The 22,681-nt window shown below is 67.6% G+C and carries 17 protein-coding genes; 4 read left to right on the top strand and 13 right to left on the bottom strand.

The genetic code is table 11. The annotated features are described in order from the left end of the window. Positions 1–7 precede the first annotated feature (7 nt). From gap to uvrA, 7 genes are all read right to left on the bottom strand, one after another. Positions 8–1,015, bottom strand: a complete 1,008-nt coding sequence (gene gap / locus IM689_RS12225) for a type I glyceraldehyde-3-phosphate dehydrogenase (protein WP_047312774.1) — start codon at positions 1,013–1,015, stop codon at positions 8–10. Between the two features lie 236 nt (positions 1,016–1,251). Continuing rightward, positions 1,252–2,229, bottom strand: a complete 978-nt coding sequence (whiA, locus tag IM689_RS12230; protein WP_193644197.1) for a DNA-binding protein WhiA — start codon at positions 2,227–2,229, stop codon at positions 1,252–1,254. Positions 2,230–2,370: 141 nt separating this feature from the next. Continuing rightward, positions 2,371–3,348: a gluconeogenesis factor YvcK family protein gene (locus IM689_RS12235; RefSeq protein WP_319803880.1), complete on the bottom strand. Its 978-nt coding sequence runs from the start codon at positions 3,346–3,348 to the stop codon at positions 2,371–2,373. Beyond that, on the bottom strand, positions 3,345–4,217 hold the full coding sequence (rapZ, locus tag IM689_RS12240; protein WP_227484795.1) for an RNase adapter RapZ: 873 nt from the start codon (positions 4,215–4,217) through the stop codon (positions 3,345–3,347). Before rapZ ends, IM689_RS12235 begins: the two co-directional genes overlap by 4 nt. 17 nt (positions 4,218–4,234) lie before the next feature. Then, positions 4,235–6,238: an excinuclease ABC subunit UvrC gene (gene uvrC, locus IM689_RS12245; RefSeq protein ID WP_193644200.1), complete on the bottom strand. Its 2,004-nt coding sequence runs from the start codon at positions 6,236–6,238 to the stop codon at positions 4,235–4,237. Then, on the bottom strand, positions 6,238–6,648 hold the full coding sequence (locus tag IM689_RS12250) for a Rieske (2Fe-2S) protein (protein ID WP_047312769.1): 411 nt from the start codon (positions 6,646–6,648) through the stop codon (positions 6,238–6,240). The genes uvrC and IM689_RS12250 overlap by 1 nt, the downstream gene beginning before the upstream one ends. Next, the gene (uvrA, locus tag IM689_RS12255) at positions 6,645–9,692 is read right to left on the bottom strand and encodes an excinuclease ABC subunit UvrA (RefSeq protein ID WP_193644266.1); all 3,048 of its coding nucleotides are present in this window, start codon (positions 9,690–9,692) and stop codon (positions 6,645–6,647) included. Before uvrA ends, IM689_RS12250 begins: the two co-directional genes overlap by 4 nt. A gap of 128 nt (positions 9,693–9,820) precedes the next feature. Here uvrA and IM689_RS12260 point away from each other — a divergent pair, with 128 nt between their 5' ends. Both IM689_RS12260 and IM689_RS12265 read left to right on the top strand, forming a co-directional pair. Continuing rightward, positions 9,821–11,665: a glycoside hydrolase family 15 protein gene (locus IM689_RS12260; protein ID WP_193644201.1), complete on the top strand. Its 1,845-nt coding sequence runs from the start codon at positions 9,821–9,823 to the stop codon at positions 11,663–11,665. Next, the gene (locus tag IM689_RS12265) at positions 11,662–12,333 is read left to right on the top strand and encodes an MBL fold metallo-hydrolase (protein WP_193644202.1); all 672 of its coding nucleotides are present in this window, start codon (positions 11,662–11,664) and stop codon (positions 12,331–12,333) included. Before IM689_RS12260 ends, IM689_RS12265 begins: the two co-directional genes overlap by 4 nt. An 85-nt stretch (positions 12,334–12,418) precedes the next feature. Here IM689_RS12265 and IM689_RS12270 read toward each other — a convergent pair whose 3' ends face one another. The 5 genes from IM689_RS12270 to IM689_RS12290 all read right to left on the bottom strand — a co-directional run bounded on the left by IM689_RS12270 (position 12,419) and on the right by IM689_RS12290 (position 19,325). Further along, a complete protein-coding gene (locus tag IM689_RS12270) occupies positions 12,419–12,742 on the bottom strand; it encodes a DUF3817 domain-containing protein (protein WP_193644203.1) in 324 nt (107 codons plus the stop codon). Between the two features lie 42 nt (positions 12,743–12,784). Then, positions 12,785–14,887, bottom strand: a complete 2,103-nt coding sequence (uvrB, locus tag IM689_RS12275) for an excinuclease ABC subunit UvrB (RefSeq protein ID WP_227484796.1) — start codon at positions 14,885–14,887, stop codon at positions 12,785–12,787. Positions 14,888–14,982: 95 nt separating this feature from the next. Continuing rightward, positions 14,983–15,618 carry a dephospho-CoA kinase gene (coaE, locus tag IM689_RS12280; protein WP_193644204.1) on the bottom strand — a complete coding sequence of 212 codons (636 nt, stop codon included), beginning with the start codon at positions 15,616–15,618 and terminating at the stop codon, positions 14,983–14,985. Between the two features lie 16 nt (positions 15,619–15,634). Continuing rightward, a complete protein-coding gene (coaE, locus tag IM689_RS12285; protein ID WP_193644205.1) occupies positions 15,635–18,001 on the bottom strand; it encodes a dephospho-CoA kinase in 2,367 nt (788 codons plus the stop codon). Positions 18,002–18,149: 148 nt separating this feature from the next. Next, positions 18,150–19,325, bottom strand: a complete 1,176-nt coding sequence (locus IM689_RS12290) for an aminotransferase class I/II-fold pyridoxal phosphate-dependent enzyme (protein ID WP_193644206.1) — start codon at positions 19,323–19,325, stop codon at positions 18,150–18,152. A 101-nt stretch (positions 19,326–19,426) separates the two neighbouring features. On the opposite strand from IM689_RS12290, the gene IM689_RS12295 reads away from it, so the two are divergent. Continuing rightward, entirely contained in the window at positions 19,427–20,869 is a 1,443-nt protein-coding gene (locus tag IM689_RS12295) for a cobyric acid synthase (RefSeq protein ID WP_193644207.1), read from the top strand. Continuing rightward, positions 20,866–21,657, top strand: a complete 792-nt coding sequence (gene cobF / locus IM689_RS12300; RefSeq protein WP_193644208.1) for a precorrin-6A synthase (deacetylating) — start codon at positions 20,866–20,868, stop codon at positions 21,655–21,657. Before IM689_RS12295 ends, cobF begins: the two co-directional genes overlap by 4 nt. Here the strand turns inward: cobF and IM689_RS12305 are convergent. Beyond that, on the bottom strand, positions 21,612–22,658 hold the full coding sequence (locus IM689_RS12305; RefSeq protein WP_193644209.1) for a helix-turn-helix transcriptional regulator: 1,047 nt from the start codon (positions 22,656–22,658) through the stop codon (positions 21,612–21,614). The two genes, cobF and IM689_RS12305, sit on opposite strands and share 46 nt — an antisense overlap. Positions 22,659–22,681: the final 23 nt, after the last annotated feature.

Below are 22,681 nucleotides of genomic sequence, written 5' to 3' on the forward strand. Positions count from 1 at the left end.
CGACGCCTCAGAGCTTGGAGCCGACGAGGGCGGTGAGGTCGACGAGGCGGTTGGAGTAACCCCACTCGTTGTCGTACCAGCCGACGACCTTGACCTGGTTGCCGATGACCTTCGTCAGGCCGGAGTCGAAGATGCAGGACGCCGGGTCGGTGACGATGTCAGTGGAGACGAGGTCGGCCTCGGAGTAGTTGAGGACGTCCTTGAGCGGGCCCTCGGAAGCGGCCTTCTTGACGATCTCGTTGACCTCTTCGACGGTCGTCTCGCGGGAGGCGGTGAACGTCAGGTCCGTGGCCGAACCCGTGGGAACAGGCACGCGCAGCGCGTAACCGTCGAGCTTGCCCTTGAGCTCCGGCAGGACGAGAGAGACGGCCTTGGCCGCACCCGTCGACGTGGGAACGATGTTGATGGCGGCGGCGCGGGCGCGGCGCGCGTCCTTGTGCGGGGCGTCGTGAAGGCGCTGGTCACCCGTGTAGGCGTGAACCGTCGTCATGAGGCCCTTCTCGATGCCGAGGCCGTCGTTGAGGGCCTTGGCCATCGGGGCGAGGCAGTTCGTCGTGCACGACGCGTTGGAGATGATCGTGTGCTTCTCCGGGTCGTACAGGTCGTCGTTGACGCCCATGACGATGGTGATGTCCTCGTTCTTCGCCGGGGCGGAGATGATGACCTTCTTCGCCCCGCCGGCCAGGTGGGCCTTGGCAGCCTCGGCCTCGGTGAAGAAGCCGGTGGACTCGACGACGATGTCGGCGCCGACGGAGGCCCAGTCGAGCTTGGCCGGGTCCTTCTCGGCGAAGGCGGCGATCTTGGCGCCGTCGACCGTGATGGAGGTGTCGTCGAAGGTGACGTCGCCGTCGAAGCGGCCGAGGATCGAGTCGTACTTGAGCAGGTGGGCCAGCGTCTTGTTGTCGGTGAGGTCGTTCACCGCCACGATCTCGACATCTGCGCCCGACGCCTTGACGGCGCGGAAGAAGTTGCGGCCGATGCGGCCAAAGCCATTGATACCAACGCGGACGGTCACTTTTGGACCCTGCCCTTCCCTAGGAATCGAGTGCTCGCGTACCCGCTGGCGGGCACGCGGTCTTTCACACGTCCACCCTATGACAAGGGGCCCCACGCGTGGCGAAGCGGTGGGAGGTTACCGGCCAGTGCATGAGACCCGCAGAGCCGCACGGTGCGCCTGTGTGGCGCCTTCGTCGAGCACAGATCGACGCCCACCGCGGGGGTGCGGTGGGCGTCGGCGAAGTGTGGCGAGGGTCAGTCGTCCTCGAGCATGTCCGGCGTGAGGTTGGCCTCCGTGCCAGGAATGCCGAGTTCCGCCGCACGCTTGTCCGCCATGGCGAGCAGACGACGGATGCGCCCGGCAACCGCGTCCTTCGTCATGGGCGGGTCGGCGAGAGCGCCCAGCTCCTCGAGGCTAGCCTGCTTGTGCTCGATGCGCAGTTCACCGGCCTGACGCAGGTGACCGGGCACCTCGTCGCCGAGGATTTCCATGGCGCGAGCAACGCGCGAACCGGCCGCGACGGCCGCGCGGGCCGAACGGCGCAGGTTGGCATCGTCGAAGTTCGCGAGGCGGTTGGCGGTGGCACGCACCTCTCGGCGCATACGGCGCTCCTCCCACACGAGGCGCGCGTCCGTGGCGCCCATGTGCGTGAGCATGGCCCCGATGGCCTCCCCGTCACGGATGACGACGCGGTCGACCCCACGCACCTCACGTGCCTTCGCGGCGATGCCGAGGCGGCGGGCCGCTCCGACGAGGGCGAGAGCCACCTCGGAGCCGGGGCACGTGATCTCCATCGACGACGAACGTCCGGGTTCGGTGAGCGATCCGTGAACGATGAAGGCTCCGCGCCACGCGGCGGCGGCGTCGTCGAGGGTGCCGTTGACGATCTTCGGGGGAAGCCCGCGTACAGGACGTCCCTTGGCGTCGACGAGACCCGCCTGAACGGCGAGCTCGGCCTTCGGAACACGCACGACGTAGGACGTGGAGCGACGAATGCCACCCGGGCGCATGACGACGAGTTCGCTCGAGTGGCCGTAAAGCTCGGTGATGGCGGTGCGCAGGCGTCGCGCGGCAACCCCCGTGTCGAGCTCCGCCTCGACGCTCACGCGGCCGCCGACGAGGTGCAATCCCCCTGCGAAACGCAGCATCGCGGCCACCTCGGCCTTGCGCGTCGCGTTCGTCGTGACGACGACCCGGCTGAGCTCGTCCTTGACCGTTGCGGTCATCGCCATGGCGCCATGTCCTCTCCAGAAACGACCGCTCCAAGGCTTGGCTGCCGTGAAGCGGAGTTCTCATTTTGCCTGCTCCAACGCGAGAACCCAAACGCTGTTGGTGCGAAATAGTGACCTGCAGGCGTGCGTACGCCCCCTGACTCATTGATGCCGCGGACCACGGGAGGAACGCTCCATGACGTCTCGATAGGCCGTGGCGAGGCGCAACGTGTCGTGCACCCCGGCCGTGTCCGGGTCGGCCACGTGCTTGTAGACGACCTCCGCGCCGAGGGCGGCAGCGGACGTCTCGAGTGCGTGGAGGGCCCGCTCATCGTCACCGATGACACCGGGGTCCGCGAGGACCGCATCGAGATGCAGTGCAGGCGCGTGGGCGCGCAACACCTCCAAGTGGTCGCTTGCCGAGAAGCCAGCGGTTTCGCCCGTGTCCATCTGCACGTTCAGGGCGAGCATGCGCTTCGCCTTGGTTATGACGAGGGCGTCCAGCAGATCGGGCACGAGAAGGTGTGGCATGACGGACGTGAACCACGAGCCCGGTCCGAGAATGACCCAGTCGGCGTCGAGAACGGCGTCGACGGCCTCCTTGCACGGCTGAGGAGGGTCCGGGAACAGTCGGAGATTGAGCACCTGTCCGGGCGTCTGCGCGACGGCGACCTGACCGGATACCTCCTGAACCTCCTCCGGCTTCTCGGGGTCCGCGCCACGCACCGTGGCGTCGATGCGCAACGGTTGCATCGACATCGGCAGGACGCGACCGCGCGCGCTCAGCAGGCGCCCCACCATGTCGAGACCCTTGATCGGGTCGCCGAGCGAATCCCACAAACCCGCGATGATGAGATTGCCGAGCGCGTGGCCGCCCATCGGACCCTCACCGGGGAACCGGTGCTGCAGGGCGTCACGCCAGGCGATGCCCCACTCGGAGTTGTCACACAACGCCGCCAGGGCCATGCGCAGGTCACCAGGCGGAAGGATGTCGTACTCCTCCCGGAGGCGTCCCGACGATCCCCCGTCATCGGCGACCGTGACGATGGCCGTGATCTGGTCGGTGACGAGCCGCAGGGCTTCGAGGGAGGCGAAGAGACCGTGCCCTCCCCCGAGTGCCGCGACAGCGGGCCTCTTCACTCGCGCCCCAGGTCGCGGTGCACCACGAGGGTGCCGAGACGTTCGGAACGAAGCTGCTTCGCAAGGGCCTCGGCCATGGCGACGCTCCGGTGCTTGCCCCCCGTGCACCCGACGGCCAGCGTCACGTAGCTACGGCCCTCACGCAGGTAGCCCTCGGTCATCGGTTCGAGGAGTGACAGGACGCCGTCGAGGAACTCCTTCGCACCCGGCTGGCCGAGCACGAAGTCGCTCACGACCTCGTCCTTACCGCTGAACGGACGCAACTCCGGATTCCAGAAAGGGTTGGGCAGGAAGCGCATGTCGAAAACGAGGTCGGCGTCCAGCGGGATGCCGTACTTGAAGCCGAAACTCATGACGGCGATCCGCAGATCCGGGCCTCCCTTGTCACCGACGAGCTCCTGCACCTTGGCCGAGAGCTGGTGGACGTTGAGGCCACTCGTGTCGATGAGGATGTCCGCGTTCGAGCGAAGATCACGTAGCAGCTCACGCTCGCGCGTGATGCCGTCGAGCATGCGCCCCTCGCCCTGCAGCGGGTGAGGGCGACGCACGGATTCGAAACGGCGCACGAGCGATTCGTCCGTGGCGTCGACGAAGACGACGGAGGGACGCCAGCCGTTGTCGCGCAGCTGCTCGAGGCCCGCGCGGAAGTCGGTGAAGAAGGCACGGCTGCGCACGTCGACGACGGCGGCGACGCGAACGTCGGACCCGCCGCTCCTGTCGACGAGGTCAGCCAGCTGCGTGAGTAACTGCGGCGGCAGGTTGTCGACGACGTACCAGCCCTGGTCCTCGAGAACGTTGGCCGCAGTGGTGCGACCCGCCCCGCTCATACCCGTGACGATCATCATCTCCGAGTGCGCAGAGTCGGTCATCGTGGCCTCTCGTTCTCTCATTCCAGTACTTCTCCGGTCATCACGTTAACCGCTGGCGACCCCTCGTTCGACGAGAGCGCCCGGACGACGGACTCGGCCAGGGCCGGGCCGACACCCTTGACCTCCTGGAGCGCTTCGGCGTCGGCCGCACGGATGGCCTTGACCGTTCCGAAGTGCTGGAGCAACGCCTTCTGCTTGGCCGGCCCGAGGCCCGCGATCCCGTCGAGGGCGGAGACCGTCATGGCTTTCGAGCGCCGTTCCCGGTGGAACGTGATGGCGAAGCGGTGGGCCTCGTCACGCACCCGCTGCAGCAGGTAGAGCGCCTCGCTCGTGCGCGGCAGGATGACGGGGAAGTCGTCGTCCGCGAGCCACACCTCCTCGAGGCGTTTGGCGAGCCCGACGACCGGGATGTCGGCGAACCCGACCTCGGCCAGAGCACGCGCCGCAGCGTCCACCTGCGGGCGTCCACCGTCGACGACGAGAAGCTGCGGACGGTAGGCGAACTTCTTGAGACGCCCGTCCTCGTCACGGAGGGAACCGGCCCTGTCGTCGGCGTCCACCTCGCCACTGACCCGGGTGGTTTCGTCGCCGTTCGCGGTCTCACGGGCCAGACGGGCGAAGCGGCGCGTGAGCACCTCGTGCATGGCGGCCACGTCGTCGTTGCGCAGGGTGCCGTCCGCGTCCTCGGTGCCGGCCACGATGAAGCGGCGGTACTCGGACTTGCGCGGCAGGCCGTCCTCGAAGACGACCATCGAGCCCACGACGTTCGTGCCCTGCACGTGCGAGATGTCGAAACACTCGATGCGTAGCGGCGCCTCGGGCAGCCCGAGGTTCTCCTGCAATTCCTCGAGGGCCTGCGAGCGAGCGGTGAGATCGCCGGCCCGGCTGACCTTGTGTCGGGCGAGGGCCTGCTCGGCGTTCTTCGTCACGGTGGCGGCGAGTTCTCGCTTGTCACCACGCTGCGGGACGCGCAGGTCGACCACGCCGCCGCGACGCTGGCGCAGCCAGTCACGCACGTCGTCGGGTTCGCCCGGTAGGACGGGCACGAGCACTTCGCGGGGAACGTCGTCCTTGCCTTCGCGTTCTCCGTACACCTCGAGCAGGATCCGCTCGATGAGTTCCGGGGTTCCGACGCCCGCCTCGCTGGCCTTGTCGGTGACCCAGCCGCGCTGTCCTCGGATGCGCCCACCTCGGACGTGGAAGACCTGGACTGCGGCCTCAAGCTCGTCCTCGACGAGACCGAAGACGTCGGCGTCCGTGGCGTCGTCGAAGACGATGGCCGACTTCTGCAGCACCTTCTCGAGGGCACCGAGATCGTCACGCAAGCGCGCGGCCTGCTCGAAGTCGAGTTCGGCCGACGCCGCCTTCATGCGACGCTCGATGTCGCGCGTGAACCGCGCCGAATCCCCCGCCATGAACGCGCAGAAGTCCTCGGCGATGGCGCGGTGCTCCTCGTGCGTCACGTTGCCGACACACGGAGCACTGCACTTGTCGATGTAGCCGAGCAGGCACGGGCGTCCGGAGGCCTCGGCGCGGCGGTAGACGCCCGCGCTGCACGTGCGCATGGGAAACACGCGCATGAGCTGGTCGAGGGTGTCGCGGATGGCCCACGCGTGGGTGAACGGTCCGAAGTAGCGGGTGCCCGGCTTCTTGCGTCCGCGCATGACCTGCGCCCGCGGCACCTCGTCGGACATCGTCACCGCGAGGTACGGGTACGACTTGTCGTCGCGGTACTTCACGTTGAAGCGCGGGTCGTACTCCTTGATCCACGCGTACTCGAGCTGAAGTGCCTCGACCTCGTTGCGCACGACCGTCCACTCGACGGATGCTGCCGTGGTCACCATCGTGCGCGTCCGCGGGTGAAGCAGACGCAGGTCCTGGAAGTAGCTCGTGAGGCGCGAACGCAGGGACTTCGCCTTGCCGACGTAGATGACACGTCCGTCACGGTCGCGGAAGCGGTAGACGCCGGCGTCCGTGGGGATGTCGCCCGTCTTCGGGCGGTAGGTGCGGGGATCGGCCATCAGCCGGTGACGTGCAGCTTCGCGCCCTGCACGGCGACTTGCTTGGCGGGAAGCCCCTTCTCCGCCGGGCCGGCGGTGACGTCACCCGTCTTGGGGTCGAAACGGCTGCCGTGGCAGGTGCAGACGATGGCTTCTTCGGTGACCTGGCCGACCTGGCAACCCTGGTGGGGGCAGACCGACGAGAACGCCTTGTAGGAGCCCTTGGTCGGCTGGGTGACGACGACGCTGTTGGTGCGGTCGATGAAGCCGCCACCGACCGGAACGTTCGATGCATCAACGCTGATATCGACCTTCTTGGCCGCCGGAGCGTCGTCACCACCGCCGCAGGCAGCGAGAAGCCCCGTGCCGACGACGGCCGTCGTGGCAGTGAGCGCGCTGCGGCGGGAGATCTCGTTGCTCAGTGACGTCATGACTTCTTCGCCTTCCCGGCGGCGGGTGCCGCCTTCTTCGCCGTCCTCTTGGTGGTGGTCTTCGTCGACGAACTGCTCTTCGTGGCGCTCGTGGTGGCCGCTGCGGCCTTCTTCTCCGCCGCCTTCTTGGCGGCCCGCGGACCGCGCGCAATCGGCTCGACGGCCTTCTGCGGCACGATCTGCGGCGTCACGCCCGCCTTCTCGAGCACCGGCGCGAGGAAGCGACCGGTGTGGCTCTCGGCAACCTGCGCGATTTGCTCCGGAGTTCCCTCGGCAACGACCGTGCCACCGCGGAAGCCGCCCTCGGGACCCATGTCGATGACCCAGTCGGCGCACTTGATGACGTCGAGGTTGTGCTCGATGACGACGACCGTGTTGCCCTTGTCGGCCAGACCCTGGATGACGTCGAGCAGCTTACGGATGTCCTCGAAGTGCAGGCCCGTGGTCGGCTCGTCGAGCACGTAGATGGTGCGTCCGGCGGATCGCTTCTGCAACTCGCTCGCGAGCTTGACGCGCTGGGCCTCACCACCCGAGAGCGTCGGCGCGGGCTGACCGAGGCGGACGTAGCCGAGCCCCACGTCGACGAGGGTGCGCATGTGACGCGCGATGGCCGGAACCGCTTCGAAGAAGTCGGCGGCCTCCTCGATCGGCATGTCGAGGACCTCGGCGATCGTCTTGCCCTTGAAGTGCACCTCGAGCGTCTCACGGTTGTAGCGCGCACCGTGGCACACCTCGCAGGGCACGTACACGTCGGGCAGGAAGTTCATCTCGATCTTGAGCGTGCCGTCACCCGAGCAGGCCTCGCAGCGACCGCCCTTGACGTTGAAGGAGAAACGGCCCGGCTGGTAACCGCGCACCTTCGCCTCCTGCGTCTCGGCGAAGAGCTTGCGGATGTTGTCGAACACACCCGTGTACGTGGCCGGGTTGCTTCGCGGGGTACGCCCGATGGGGCTCTGATCGACGTGGACAACCTTGTCGAGTTGCTGCATGCCGGTGACGCGCTTGTGACGCCCCGCCACCTGTCGTGCGCCGTTGAGCTCGTTGGCGAGCGACGTGTAGAGGATGTCGTTGACGAGGGTCGACTTTCCGGAGCCGGAGACCCCGGTGACGACAACGAGGTTGCCCAGCGGGAAGGCAACGTCGACGTTCTTCAGCGTGTGCTCGCGAGCCCCCTCGACGACGACCTGCCGCCCGTCCTGTCCGCGACGCGTCGGGGGAACGGGAATCGACAGGCGGCCGGAGAGGTAGCCACCCGTGATCGAGCGCTTCTCCTTGACGAGGCCCTCGACAGGTCCGGAGTAGACGACCTCACCCCCGTGCTCGCCGGCACCGGGACCGATGTCGACGATCCAGTCAGCCGTCTCGATGGTGTCCTCGTCGTGCTCGACGACGATGAGGGTGTTGCCGAGGTCGCGCAGACGGGTCAGCGTCTCGATGAGGCGGTGGTTGTCGCGCTGGTGGAGACCGATGGAGGGCTCGTCGAGCACGTAGAGCACACCCACGAGGCCGGAACCGATCTGCGTGGCCAGGCGGATGCGCTGAGCCTCGCCACCCGAGAGGGTGCCGGCCGGCCGGTCGAGCGAGAGGTAGTCGAGGCCGACGTCGAGCAGAAAGCCCAGGCGAGCGCCGATCTCCTTGATGACGCGCTCGGCGATCTGACGCTCACGCGAGTCGAAGTCGACCCCGTCGAGGAAGTACGCGGACTCCGAGATGGGCAGGGCGCAGACCTCGGCGATCGACTTGCCACCGATGGTGACGGCGAGCGACTCCGGCTTGAGTCGGGCACCCTTGCACACCGGGCACGGGACCTCACGCATGTAGCCCTCGTAGCGCTCACGACTCCACTCGGACTCCGTCTCGGAGTGGCGACGCTTGACGAACGGGATGACGCCCTCGAAGCCCGTCGAGTACGAGCGCTCACGCCCGTAGCGGTTGCGGTAACGCACGTGAACCTTGTGGTTCTTGCCCTCGAGCAGCATGGTGCGGGCGCGGGTGGGCAGGGCACGCCAGGGTGTGTCGAGGTCGAAGCCCTGCTCGTCGCCGAGCGCCTTCATCACGCGGATGAAGTAGTCGGCCGCACCCGAGCCCTGCGCCCACGGGAGGATGGCACCGTCTCGCAGCGTCTTCTCCTCGTCGGGCACGACGAGGTCGGGGTCGACCTGGAGTTCCGTGCCGAGGCCGGTGCATTCGGGGCAGGCACCGAACGGGCTGTTGAAGGAGAACGAGCGAGGCTCGATGGCGTCCATCGACAGCGGGTGGTCGTTGGGGCACGCGAGCTTCTCCGAGTAGCGGCGCTCGAGCGGCCCCTCGACCTCCTCGCCCTCACGCACGACCTTTTCGACGACGACGAGTCCGTCGGCAAGGCCGAGAGCTGTCTCGACGGAGTCGGTGAGGCGCTGGCGTCCGCTCGTGTCGTCCGGCCCCTTCGCGACGAGGCGGTCGACCACGACGTCGATGGTGTGCTTCTTCTGCTTCTCGAGCACCGGCGGTTCGGTGAGCGACACGATCTCGCCGTCGACGCGGGCGCGCGAGAAGCCCTTCGTCTGCAGTTCGGCGAACAGGTCGACGTACTCACCCTTGCGTGCCCGGACCACGGGGGCGAGCACCTGGTAGCGGGTGCGCTCGGGCAACTCCTGGATGCTGTCGACGATCTGCTGAGGGGTCTGGCTGCCGACCGGCTCGCCACAGACGGGGCAGTGCGGACGACCGGCGCGCGCGAAGAGCAGACGGAAGTAGTCGTAGACCTCCGTGATGGTGCCCACGGTGGAGCGCGGGTTGCGGTTCGTGCTCTTCTGGTCGATCGAGACGGCCGGGCTCAGACCTTCGATGAAGTCGACGTCGGGCTTGTCCATCTGCCCGAGGAACTGACGCGCGTACGCTGACAGCGACTCGACGTAGCGACGCTGGCCCTCGGCGAAAATCGTGTCGAACGCGAGCGACGACTTGCCCGAACCGGACAGGCCCGTAAAGACGACGAGCGCGTCACGCGGGATCTCGATCGAGACGTTCTTGAGGTTGTGCTCACGTGCACCACGCACGAGCAGGTGATCGTGGCCGCGACGCGCGACGGCGGAAGCGCTCGAACGTCGCTCGGCGGCCTGGGAGTTCTGAGAATTCGGCACGGCTCCATGCTAGGTGCGACCACCGACAACCGCGGACTAGGCTGGCCCTCATGCCTGCCGACACCACCCTTTCCGAGGCGAACCACACCCCGATCGAGGACTACGCGCTTATCGGCGACACCGAGACAGCGGCCCTCATCAGCCTCCGGGGTTCCGTCGACTGGTTGTGCCTCCCCCGGTTCGATTCCTCGAGTTGCTTCACCGCCCTTCTCGGTACCCCCGACCACGGCCGTTGGCTGCTGGGTCCTTCCGACGAGGCAATGACCACGCGCAGCTACCGGGGCAACAGCTTCGTCCTCGAGACCATCCACGAGACGCCGACCGGCAAGGTGCGCGTCACCGACCTCATGCCCGTGAGCGACGGCCGCGCCGACGTGCTGCGCCGCGTCGAGGGTCTCGAGGGCACCGTGGCGATGGAGCAGGAGCTCATCGTCCGCTTCGGCTACGGCAAGGTGAAGCCGTGGGTCAGCCACCACCCCGGCCACAGCGAGGACGAGGAGGTGCTCGTCGCGATCGCCGGACCCGATATGCTCATCTTCCGCGGCGACCGACTGCCCGTCGGTGATGAGGGCCGTCACCGTGACCGCTTCGAGGTCAAGGCCGGTGAACGCTACGACTTCAGCGTCACCTGGGTGCCCAGCTACAAGCCGATCCCCGTTCCCCTCGACACCGACCGTCGCATCGCAGCCTCCCTCGATCGCTGGGAGAACTGGATGAGCCACTGCACGTACAACGGCCCGCACGCCGAGGTCGTCAAGCGCAGCCTGCTCGTGCTCGACCTGCTCACCGACAGCCGGCGCGGCGGCATCGTCGCAGCTCCCACGACGTCGCTTCCCGAGCACATCGGCGGCGAACGGAACTGGGACTACCGCTACTGCTGGCTGCGCGACGCCTCGCTGGGCCTCGAGTCCCTGCTCCGTGCCGGCTACATCGAGGCCACGCTGAAGTGGCGTGAGTGGCTCGTACGCGCCCTCGCCGGTGATCCCGAGGACATGCAGATCATGTACACGATCGACGGTGGGCGTGAACTCGCCGAACGCGAACTCGACCACCTGCCCGGGTACGCGAACAGCCGACCGGTCCGCGTGGGCAACGGCGCCGTCGACCAGAAGCAGACGGATGTCCTCGGCGAGGTCATGATCGCCTTCGAGTCCGCTCGCGACCTCGGCGGGCAGGAGAGCCAGCAGAGTTGGGCGATCCAGGCTGCGCTCGTCAACCAGCTCGCGGATCACTGGGACGAGCCGGACAACGGCCTGTGGGAGATCCGCGGGCCCCTGCAGCACTTCACGCACTCGCGCGTCATGGTGTGGGCGGCCTTCGACCGCGCGATCCAGGCCGTCGAGGAGCACGACCTGCCCGGTGACGTCGAGCGCTGGCGCGAGATCCGCGACCTCGTGCGTGAGGAGGTGCTGACGAAGGGCTTCAACACGGACAAGAACACCTTCACGCAGCACTACAACACCGACGAGGTGGACGCCTCCCTGCTGCTCATCCCCCTCATCGGGTTCCTGCCCGGTGACGACCCCCGCGTCATCGGCACCCTGCGCGCCATCGAGAACGACCTCATGCGCGGCGGGTTCCTCCTGCGCTACCGCACCCAGTCCGGCGTCGACGGCCTCGCGGGCGACGAGCACCCGTTCCTCGCGTGCTCGTTCTGGCTCGTCTCGGCCTACGCGAAGATCGGCGAGCTCGACAAGGCCTGCGAGCTGTTCGACCGCCTGTGCGACCTGCCGAACGACGTGGGCCTGCTCGCCGAGGAGTACGACCCCGAGGAAATGCGTCAGGTGGGCAACTTCCCGCAGGCGTTCAGCCACCTCACGCTCATCGGTGCGGCCTACGACCTGCACGAGGCACGCATCGCGTCGAACGACTACCCCAACGAGGAGATCGCATGACCTATGTTTCGGACGTCCAGCCCGGCCAGGCGCCGTCGCGCCTCGACCTTCCCGGCCTCACGATGTGGAAGCTGTCGGTCTCGGACATGCACAACAACGTCTACCTGCTCAAGGACGCCGCCGCCGGTGAGGCGTTGCTCGTGGACGCCGCCGACGACGCCGCGGCTATCCGTGAGCTGCTCGCCGAGGCGCAGGTCGAGGACGAAGCCCTCGTCGGCGTCGTGACGACCCACAAGCACTGGGATCACCACCGGGCCCTGCCGGAGATCGCACCTCTGGCCCGCGAGACGATGGCCGGCGAACTCGACGGACCGGAACTGCCCGTCGAGCCGAGCCGCACGCTCGCCGACGGGGACACCGTCACGCTCGGCGAACAGACGCTCACGGCGCACCACGTGCCCGGACACACACCGGGCAGCGTCGTCCTCAGCTGGTCGCCCGAGGACGGTTCGACGCCGCACGTCTGGACCGGAGACACCCTGTTTCCCGGCGGCGTGGGTGCCACGAACCACAGCGACGAGCAGTCCTTCGACGAACTGTTCGCCTCGGTCAGGGATCGGATCTTCGGCCGTTTCGACGACGCTGTCCTGCACCCTGGCCACGGTGACGACACGAGCCTCGCCACCGAACGTCCGCACCTCGACGAATGGCGCGAACGAGGCTGGTGAACGGACGACCGGCGAGAACGACGAAGCGCCCGGTCCGGCAGCTCAAGGCTGCCCGGACCGGGCGCTTTCTCGTCCGGCGGGGGCGTCAGGCCGTGACGCGCGGGCCGGCGGCCGGGGTGTCGAGTTCGCCTGCACGCTCGGCGCGCTTCTCGAACCAGATCGTCATGAACGGGATGACGGCGCTGACGAGGGCGAGACCGATCGTCTTGCCCGGCCAGCTCTTCTCCTGCCACAGCTTGAGCGCACACAGCACGTAGCCGATGAACATGACGCCGTGGATGGGGCCGGCGATCTGCACACCCATCTCGGTGCTCTTCAGGATCCACTTGAAGAACATGCCGATGAGCAGCAGACCCCAGGAGATGGCTTCGGCCAGCGCGAAACCCTTGAACAAACGCGTGATCGTCATGCGTTCAAGAATACCGATGCCCCCTGAGCGCAGCGTGGGCGCCTACTTCTGGCCCTCCGTCATCTGGCGCAGCTCCTTCTTGAGGTCACGCAACTCGTCGCGCAGGCGAGCTGCCAGTTCGAACTGAAGCTCTGCTGCGGCCTCGTGCATCTGTGCCGTGAGTTCCTGGATGAGCCCCGCTAGGTCGGCGCTGCTCGAGCCCTTGCGACCGCCCGTGGCGACGTCGGCGTCCGCTCTGGCGGCTCCTGTGCCACCGCGGCCCTTGCCGCGGCTCATCGAACGGCCGGAACCGAGCAGGGCGTCCGTGTCGGCGTCCTCACGCTGCAGCATGTCGGTGATGTCGGCGATCTTCTTGCGCAGCGGCTGCGGGTCGACCCCGTGCTCGGTGTTGTAGGCCACCTGCTTCTCGCGACGACGCGTGGTCTCGTCGATCGCCTCCTGCATCGACGGGGTGATCTTGTCGGCGTACATGTGCACCTGACCCGAGACGTTTCGGGCGGCACGGCCGACGGTCTGGATGAGGCTTCGCGCCGAGCGCAGGAAGCCTTCCTTGTCGGCGTCGAGGATCGACACGAGCGAGACCTCGGGCAGGTCGAGACCCTCGCGGAGCAGGTTGATGCCGACGAGCACGTCGTACTCACCCATGCGCAGTTCGCGCAGGAGTTCGACGCGGCGCAGGGTGTCGACCTCGGAGTGCAGGTACCGAACCCGAACGCCCTTGTCGAGGAGATAGTCGGTGAGGTCCTCGGCCATCTTCTTCGTCAGGGTGGTGACGAGGACGCGTTCGTTCTTCTCGGTACGCGTGCGGATCTCGCCGAGCAGGTCGTCGATCTGGCCCTTCGTCGGCTTGAGAACGATCTCCGGGTCGACGAGGCCGGTGGGGCGAATGACCTGCTCGACGTAACCGTCGCTCTTGGCCATCTCGTAGTCGCCCGGCGTGGCCGACAGGTAGACGGTCTGGCCGATGCGCTCGAGGAACTCCTCCCACTTGAGGGGACGGTTGTCCATCGCGCTCGGCAGGCGGAAACCGTGGTCGACGAGGGTGCGCTTGCGCGACATGTCACCCTCGTACATCGCGCCGATCTGCGGCACCGTCTGGTGCGACTCGTCGATGACGAGGAGGAAATCCTCGGGGAAGTAGTCGAGCAGCGTGTTCGGGGCGGAGCCCGACTCGCGGCCGTCCATGTGGCGGCTGTAGTTCTCGATGCCCGCACACGAGCCGACCTGACGCATCATCTCGATGTCGTACGTCGTGCGCATCCGCAGGCGCTGCGCCTCGAGCATTTTGCCCTCGGTCTCGAACCGCTGGAGCTGGTCACCGAGTTCGACCTCGATGCCCTTGATGGCGCGTTCCATGCGCTCGGGGCCGGCCACGTAGTGCGTGGCCGGGAAAACGTACATCTCCTCCTCGTCGTTGACGATCTCGCCCGTCAACGGGTGGAGGGTGTAGAGCCGGTCGATCTCGTCGCCGAAGAACTCGATGCGTATGGCCAGTTCCTCGTACACCGGGATGATCTCCACCGTGTCGCCGCGCACCCGGAACGTGCCGCGCGTGAAGGCCATGTCGTTGCGCGTGTACTGCATGGTGACGAAGCGGCGCAGCAACTCGTCACGGTTGATCTCCTGGCCGACCTTCAGCCGGGCCATCCGGTCGACGTACTCCTGCGGCGTACCGAGACCGTAGATGCAGGACACCGACGCGACGACGACGACGTCCCGGCGGGTGAGCAGGGAGTTCGTGGCCGAGTGACGCAGTCGCTCGACCTCCTCGTTGATCGAGGAGTCCTTCTCGATGTACGTGTCCGTCTGCGGTACATACGCCTCTGGCTGGTAGTAGTCGTAGTAACTGACGAAGTACTCGACGGCGTTGTGCGGCAGCAGCTCGCGGAACTCGTTGGCAAGCTGCGCGGCCAGTGTCTTGTTCGGCGCGAGCACGAGGGTCGGGCGTTGCACCTGCTCGATGAGCCAGGCCGTCGTCGCGGACTTACCGGTACCGGTGGCGCCCAGGAGGACGATGTCCTTCTCCCCCGCGTTGACGCGCTGGGAGAGCTCGGCGATGGCCTTCGGCTGGTCGCCGGCGGGCTGATACTCCGACTCGACCTTGAACGGCGCAACGCGGCGCTGGATGTCAGTCACTGGACGCATGGTCAAACCCTACGTCCGGGCACCGACAACCCCGGAATCACGGGGTCCTGATGCCACTCGAGGCCACCCGCACGGCTGGGGGCGCCATCCGTAAGTCAGTGATGAACCGACGGCTCGACGTGCGTCGTCCAGACCTCCGATGCCTGCTCGCGCAGCTCCTCGGGGGTGCCCGTGTTGTCGATCCACACGTCGGCCACGGCGCGGCGCTGCTCCGTTGTGGCCTGTGAGCGGATGCGTGAGAGCGCCGCTTCCTTCGTCATGCCCCGGTCGGCGACGAGGCGCTCGAGGCGCACCTCTTCCGGCGCATCGACGATGACGACGAGGTCGTACTTGTCCGCGTACCCCAACTCGACGAGCAACGGAATGTCGTGGACCACGACCTGCCCCGACGCGGCCTTGCCCATCTGTCGCGCCGTCTCCTGCGCGATGACGGGGTGCGTGATGCCTTCGAGTCGCCGCCGGGCCGTCTCGTCGGCGAAGACGAGCTCTGCCATCGCAGGGCGGTTCAACTCACCGTCGGCGGTCAGCATCGCTTCCCCGAACTCCTCGACGATCGCGCGGAGGCCGTCGGAGCCGGGCGCCACGACGAGGCGCTGGATCGCGTCCGAATCGACGACGAGGGCACCGAGCTGCGCGAACGTGCGCGCCACGGTGGACTTTCCGGAGCCGATACCGCCGGTCAGCCCGACCCGCAGGCCTCGCTCGAACGCGTGCTGCTCGGTGCCACTCATCGTCTCTCCTCGATCGTCAGCTACCCGCGTGAGCGCTCGTCTCGTCGAGCACCGGCTGCACGTGCTCGTCCCAGTGGGCGTCGACGAGCTCACGCAGTTCGTCGCGTGTTCCTGCATTCTCCATGACGAAGTCCGCAGCGTCCTCGCGCTCGCTCTGCTGGGTGTCGGCGTCGATCTCCGCCCATGCCTGCTCGCGGGTGAGACCGCGCTCCTCCATGAGGCGCCCCACGCGCAGCTCGACCGGAGCCGACACGACGACGACCTGGTCGAAGTCGCGCGGCGTCGACTCGGTGAGCAGCGCGAGGTCGAGTACGAGAACGGAATCCTCGCCGACCGCCTTGGCCCGAGCGTCGGCCACCTCGCGGACGGCAGGCCCGACCACGTCGTACAGGCGCCGACGGGCGGAGTGGCTCTCCGTCGTCAGGCCGTCGAGCGTTTCCCAGTCGATCGTGCCGTCGGGGTGGACGATCTCCTCGGAGAAGACCGCGCGCAGGTCCTCGAGCGTCTCGTGGCCCGGTGTGAGCACCTCGCGCATGAGCTCGTCGAACTCGACGACCACTGCGCCACGACGCTCGAACTCGTCGGCGACGACGGACTTTCCGGAGGCCACGGCGCCCGTGAGACCGATCGACACGGCCGCGCGACTGGCCGCGAGAGCCTGCGTGTGCGACGTCGTCGGGGTGTGCGTCTCGTACTCGGGCTCGGTGCCGATCTCGAACTCGGGCAGGACGACGTACTCGTCCATATCCTCGCTGTTCTCGGCCGCGCGGCGCTCGTACTCCTCCTGCGGGAGAACCTTCTTCCACTGTCGCGTGCGGATCGGCTTCGCCGCGCCCGCGTCCTCGCGCAGCGCCTGCAGCAGGAGGAACGCCTGGAGGATCGTCAGGATCATGACCGGGAAGCCGATGACGATGATGACCTCCTGCAGCGCGTTGAGGCCGTTGTCGCCGGCGGTGAGGATGATCGCCGCACAGACGGCTCCGACCGACAGCGACCAGAACACGCGCTGACGGCGCGTCCCCATGTCCTCGTGGCCGTTCGCCATGGCGTCGAGCACGAGGGCACCCGAGTCGATCGAGGTGACGAAGAAGACGACGATGACGATGAGTGCCAGGGTCGCCGTGACGCCGTAGAGCGGCATGTCCTTGAGGAACTGGAACAGGGCGTCCTGCACGCGGCCGTCATCGACGATCGTCTTCGTCAGCTCGCCACCGGTACCCGGCTTGTCCGCGCTCGCGCGATCGGAGGTGATGGCCGAGAAGCCGTAGATCGACATCCAGACGACGACAAACGCGGTCGGCAGGCCGAGGGACGCGGCCACGAAGGCACGGATGCTCCGGCCGCGGGAGATCTTCGCGACGAACATGCCGACGAAGGGCGCCCAGGTCACCGTCCAGGCCCAGTAGAAGACGGTCCAGTCACCCGACCACTGGCCGTGACCGAAGCTGTCGTTGAAGGTGCTGAGCACCGGCAGGGCACTGAGGTAGCGACCGGACGCCTCGATGATGCTGCGCATGAGGTCGGACGTCGACGCCGCGTTCATGAGGATGAAGAGCATGAGCGCGATCGCGAGGATGATGTTCGCGTACGACAGGCGCTTGACGCCCTTGTCCATACCCGCGAGCACGGACGTCAGCGCTGCAGCGGTGATCACCGCGAGGATCGCAGCCTGCACCATGCCGGAGATCGGCACGCCGAAGACGTACTTCATACCGGAGTTGATCTGCAGCGCACCGAGACCCGTCGACACGGCAAGACCGAAGACGGTGGCGACGATCGAGATGATGTCGATCGTGCGTCCGATCGGGCCGTGGATGCGGTCACCCAGGACCGGGTGGAACGCCGAGGAGACACGTGGCGGCAGGTTGCGCTTGTAGGTGAAGTAGCCGAACGACAGGCCGGGCACGATGAGCACGGCCCACATGTGGATTCCGAAGTGGAAGTTGGCGATGTTGATGGACTGCCAGGCGGCGGCGTCGGTGAACGCCTTGTCGCCCATCGGCGGGTTCGCGTAGTGGTTCATCGGCTCGGCGATGCCCCAGAACATGAGGACGGCGCCGACGCCGGCGGCGAACATCATGCCGAACCACGCGAGCCCCGAGTACTCGGGTTCGGCGTCGTCCGCTCCGATCTTGATGCGGCCGTAGCGGCTCATGGCGAGCCCGACGGAGAAGACGACGAGGAGCGTGGCGCCGGCCGTGTAGAACCAGCCGATGTCGTAGCGCAACCAGTGCGCGATGGAACCGAAGAACTTCTGAACCGGCCCTGGAAACAGCCCCATCCCTGCGGTGAACAGGACGATGAGGAAGGCCGAGCCGAAGAAGATGATGGGCGACGTACGCAGACCGAGGCGGTCGTGGGCACGTGTGGAGATCGAGTTCACGAGAGTCTCAGAGGGGTTGGTCGAAATCCACCGAACTCCCAACGACCCCGGAGCCTCGGCGAACCTGTGCCCGGACGGCACGATCCGCCATGGTAGTCAATCCCCCGTCTCAGCGCTGGCGGTACGTCACTCTCCGGCAGCGGAATCGCTACTCTCCGGCAGCGGAATCGCTGAAAATGCTCATCCGGGCGAGCCGGTCGAAGGCCTCGTCGATGCGCTGCTCCCCAACCGTCACGGCGAGCCGCAGGAAGCCCTCACCGGACTCACCGAAGGCCGTTCCCGGAATGGTGAGGATGTGCGCCTCCTCGACGATGCGCGCGGCGCACTCGACGGACGTGAGGCCCGTCGCGCGGATGTCCGCCCACAGGTAGATCGCCCCCTGCGGCGCGAGGGCATCCATGTTCGCAAGGGCCCGGACGCGCTCGTACGCCCGCTCGAGACGGCGGCGGTAGAGCTCCTTGACCGGGGGCTGCAACTCGTGACGGTGCTCCAGGGCGTGCAGAGCCGCACGCTGGCTCACCGACGGCGCGGTGAAGACGTTGTTCTCGTTGACGTCGCGCGCGGTGGAGACGAACTCGGCCGGGGCCATGATCCAGCCGACGCGCCACCCCGTCATCATGAAGTCCTTGCTGAAGGAGCCCACGGTGATGGTGCGCTCCCCCATGCCCGGCAGCGAGGTAAAGGGCACGAAGGGCTCGGTGTACGTGAACGACGTGTAGATGTCATCGGCGATGACGACGAGGTCGTGTTCCTTCGCCACCTCGGCCACGGTCTCGAGCGCGGCGCGCGACCACGAGACGCCCGTCGGGTTGCAGGGCGTGTTGACGATGAGGGCCCGCGTGCGCGGCGTGACGGCGGCCTCGAGATCCTCACGGGTCACCTGGAAGCCGTTCTCCTTGCGCGTGGGCACGAAGACGGGCACGCCGCGGGCGAGACGGACCTGGTGCGGGTACGGCGTGAAGTACGGCTCGATGACGAGCACCTCGTCGCCGTCGTCGAGCAGCGTCTCCATGACGAGCCACATCGCGTGGCAACCGGACGTCGTCACCATGACGTCGTCGACGGGGCGCTCCAGGGCGTGATCGGTGCGGTACATCTCGACGATCGCCTCACGCAGTTCGGGGTCGCCGAGGCTGGAGGTGTAGTGCGTGTGCCCGGCCTTGGCGTCCGCTGCGGCAGCGTCGATGACGCCCTCGTTGGTGGTGAGGTCGGGGTCACCGAGGCTGAAGTTGATGACGTCGTCGAACTCGCGGGCGCGGTCGGCGATGACCGACATCTGCGTCGACGAATCGCCCTGGTATCGGGAGGAAATGAAACGTGCCATCGTTCGAGAGCCCCTTATCGCGCAACGAGCCGCACCGATCAGGCGCGGGCGGCACCATCATGCCCCCGAAGACGCCGTCGTGACCGTTAGGGTGGACGCTCGTGAGTGGCCTTCTCGTGACCGGTACGTCCTCCGACGCAGGCAAGTCGCTCGTCGTCACGGGCCTGTGCCGTGCGTGGGCACGCCAGGGGGTCCGCGTCGCGCCGTTCAAGGCGCAGAACATGTCGAACAACTCGATGGTGTGCGCCGACGGCGCGGAGATCGGGCGCGCTCAGTACCTGCAGTGCGAGGCGGCCGGTGTCGAGGCGAGCGGGGTGCACAACCCTGTGCTCCTCAAGCCGGGCAGCGACCGGCAGGCGTTCGTCGTCGTGCGCGGCAAGCCTGCCGGACGGCTCGAGGCCGGTGAGTACGCGACGGGCCGCACCCACCTGGCCGAAGCAGCCTTCGCCGCGTACGAGGAACTCCGGGCGAGCGTCGACCTCGTCGTCACCGAGGGTGCAGGCTCCCCGGCGGAGATCAATCTTCGGGCGGGTGACTACGTCAACATGGGTCTGGCCAGGCGCTTCGGCCTACCTGTGGCCCTCGTGGGCGACATCGACCGGGGCGGCGTGCTCGCAGCGCTTTACGGCACCTGGGCGTTGCTCGACGACGAGGACCGTGCGCTCCTTCGCACGTTCGTCATCAACAAGTTCCGCGGTGACGCGTCAGTGCTCACGCCGGGCCTCGACGAGATCAGTCGACGAACCGGCCTCTCGTGCGCGGGGGTGCTCCCCTGGCTCACGGACGTCTGGCTCGACTCGGAGGACGCCCTGTCGATCGGCCGCTGGCGACCCGACGACGACGCGATGTCCGAGCGCCTTTCGGTTGCTGTCGTGCGGTTTCCGCGCACGTCGAACGCGACGGACGTCGACGCGCTGGCCGCCGAACCGGGCATCGACGTCCACATCACGACCGACCTCGATCGCTGCCGAGAAGCCGACCTCCTTGTCCTGCCCGGCAGCCGTGCCACCGTCGACGACCTGGCATGGCTGCGTCGCCAGGGCCTCGACGCCGTCGTCACCGAGCGTGCAGCAGCGGGTCGGCCGGTGCTCGGCATCTGCGGTGGGTACGAAATGCTCGTCGAGACGATCGAGGATGCCGTCGAATCCTCCGCCGGCACCGTCACGGGGTTGAGCGTGCTCGCCGGCCGCGTGACGTTCCACGACGAGAAGGTGCTCGCCCGCCCGAATGAACGGTGGAAAGGCCACGACGTCGACGGGTACGAGATCCATCACGGCGTCGTCGACGCGGAACCGACGTTCCCCGGCGGCTCGGCCTCGGGCTCGGTATGGGGCACGATCTGGCACGGCACCTTCGAGAACGACGGCTTCCGACGCGCCTGGCTCACCGAGGTCGCAGCGGCGGTCGGCTCCGCGTGGACGCCCGACCTCACGGCGCCAGGCTTCCGCGCGCGACGCAGCGCGATGATCGACGCCCTCGCTGACGCGTGTGAGGCGTCGCTCGACCTCGATCACCTTCTCGAACTCGCCCAGGAGGCACCGTGACCGGCAGAAGGGTCAACGTCATCGGCATCGGTGCCGGCTCGCCCGTTCACCTCACGCTCGGCGCGATCGCCGCGATGCGTGAGGTCGACGTCTTCCTCGTCGCGGGCAAGGGCGAGGACAGGGCCCAACTCGTGGCCGTGCGCGAAGAGCTGTGCCGGCGCCACCTCGAGCCGGGCAGCTACCGCTTCGTCACGCTGCCCGACCCCGAGCGCGGGCCGGACGCGCAGCGCCATGGCGGCCAGTACCGCCGAGGCGTCGACGACTGGCACGAGGCGCGCGCGCAGCTGTGGGGCGAAACGATCGACGCCCTCGATCCCGAGGTGAGCGTTGGCTTCCTCGTCTGGGGTGACCCGGCGTTCTACGACTCGACGATCCGCGTCGTCGAGCGGATGCGCGCTACCCGCGACTTCGACGTCCACGTCGTACCCGGCATATCGGCGTTCCAGGCCCTCGCGGCCGAGCACGGCATCGTCCTGCACGAGATCGGCAAGCCGATCCACATCACGACCGGACGTCGACTCGAAGCCGACTGGAGCCCGGACGCTGCGTTCGTCGTCATGCTCGACGGCTCGCTTCACTGTGCGGGCCTGCGGGAGCGGGCACCCGACCTCGTCCTCCACTGGGGTGCCTACCTCGGGCTACCTCAACAGGAGTTGCGCTCCGGGCCGCTCGACGAGGTCATCGACGACATCGTCGACCTGCGCGCGCGGCTGCGCGCCGAGCACGGATGGATCATGGACGTCTACGCCCTCGGTGCCGTGTCGTCGGCCTCGGCTGCCGAAGCCTGACGCCTCACGTCCACGGCAACCAGCGGCGCCGACGAATGCCCCGCTACCACCAGCGTCTGCATCTGGCGCGTGATGCGGTCACAGGCCGAGCGGAAGGCCTCGGCGTGTGGTTGGGCGGGAACCCGAACCGGACTCCCGAGATCCCGGGCGACGCCCAGCATCTCCCACGCGAGAACATTCCAACTGAGCGCGCCTACCCGAAAGCGGCAGCCTGTGGCCGTGGTCTCAAGTCCTTCGCGGAAGGCCGCGGGGATCCTGCGAGCCACCCGCGAAACGTCGACGGCCATCTCGAAGCGCAGGACGCACTCGAATCTCTCCTCCAGATCACGGTGATGATCATGAGGCGGCACCGCCCTCGGCGCGAACGACCAGGACGTCACGCGAAGCTCGTCCATCCGATCGAGTCGGAACACGCGCCAATCCTGACGCCCTCGGTCATACGCCTGGAGATACCAGCGCTCTCCCTGGGTGATGAGTCGCCCAGGTTCCACTTCACGCAAGGACGTCTCGCCGTCGGCCTTGCGGTAGCCGAAACGCACCAGCGTCCGGTCGCGCTGTGCCGTGGCCAACTGCTGCAGCACGCGCAGATCGACCGCGGGCCGCGTTCGTGGCAGTGCGCGCGTGGCATCGTCCAGAGCCGAGGCGACAGCGCGAAGCCTCGGAGGGAGGACTTGATCCAGCTTCGTCAGCGCGCGAAGGGCCGCCTCACCGATCTCATCGGTGCCCGAAAGTGCCGCCATTCGTAGACACGCGACCATCGCCACGGCCTCGTCGTCGTCGAGCACGAGCGGCGGTAAACCGCGACCAGCCCCGAGGCGGTATCCGCCGTCAAGTCCACGTTCGCCCTCGACCGGGTACCCGAGCTCACGAAGACGCACCACGTCGCGTCGTACCGTGCGCTCGGTCACCCCGAGGCGTTCCGCGAGTTCCGGCCCCTGCCAGGACGTGCGCGATTCCAGGAGGCCGAGCAGGCGCAGGACGCGGTGTGTCGTTTCCGCCATGTGCTCATCCTGCCCGACACAGC

The sequence above is a fragment of the Dermacoccus barathri genome (genome assembly GCF_015070805.1).
GTDB lineage: Bacteria > Actinomycetota > Actinomycetes > Actinomycetales > Dermatophilaceae > Dermacoccus > Dermacoccus abyssi.

Coding starts and splice junctions, on each gene's coding strand:
- IM689_RS12265 (WP_193644202.1), top strand. CDS start 11,662: ATGACCTATGTTTCGGACGTCCAGCCCGGCCAGGCGCCGTCGCGCCTC.
- uvrC (WP_193644200.1), bottom strand. CDS start 6,238: ATGGCCGATCCCCGCACCTACCGCCCGAAGACGGGCGACATCCCCACG.
- whiA (WP_193644197.1), bottom strand. CDS start 2,229: ATGGCGATGACCGCAACGGTCAAGGACGAGCTCAGCCGGGTCGTCGTC.
- coaE (WP_193644204.1), bottom strand. CDS start 15,618: ATGAGTGGCACCGAGCAGCACGCGTTCGAGCGAGGCCTGCGGGTCGGG.
- IM689_RS12305 (WP_193644209.1), bottom strand. CDS start 22,658: ATGGCGGAAACGACACACCGCGTCCTGCGCCTGCTCGGCCTCCTGGAA.
- rapZ (WP_227484795.1), bottom strand. CDS start 4,217: ATGACCGACTCTGCGCACTCGGAGATGATGATCGTCACGGGTATGAGC.
- IM689_RS12260 (WP_193644201.1), top strand. CDS start 9,821: ATGCCTGCCGACACCACCCTTTCCGAGGCGAACCACACCCCGATCGAG.
- uvrB (WP_227484796.1), bottom strand. CDS start 14,887: ATGCGTCCAGTGACTGACATCCAGCGCCGCGTTGCGCCGTTCAAGGTC.
- IM689_RS12290 (WP_193644206.1), bottom strand. CDS start 19,325: ATGGCACGTTTCATTTCCTCCCGATACCAGGGCGATTCGTCGACGCAG.
- IM689_RS12270 (WP_193644203.1), bottom strand. CDS start 12,742: ATGACGATCACGCGTTTGTTCAAGGGTTTCGCGCTGGCCGAAGCCATC.
- IM689_RS12250 (WP_047312769.1), bottom strand. CDS start 6,648: ATGACGTCACTGAGCAACGAGATCTCCCGCCGCAGCGCGCTCACTGCC.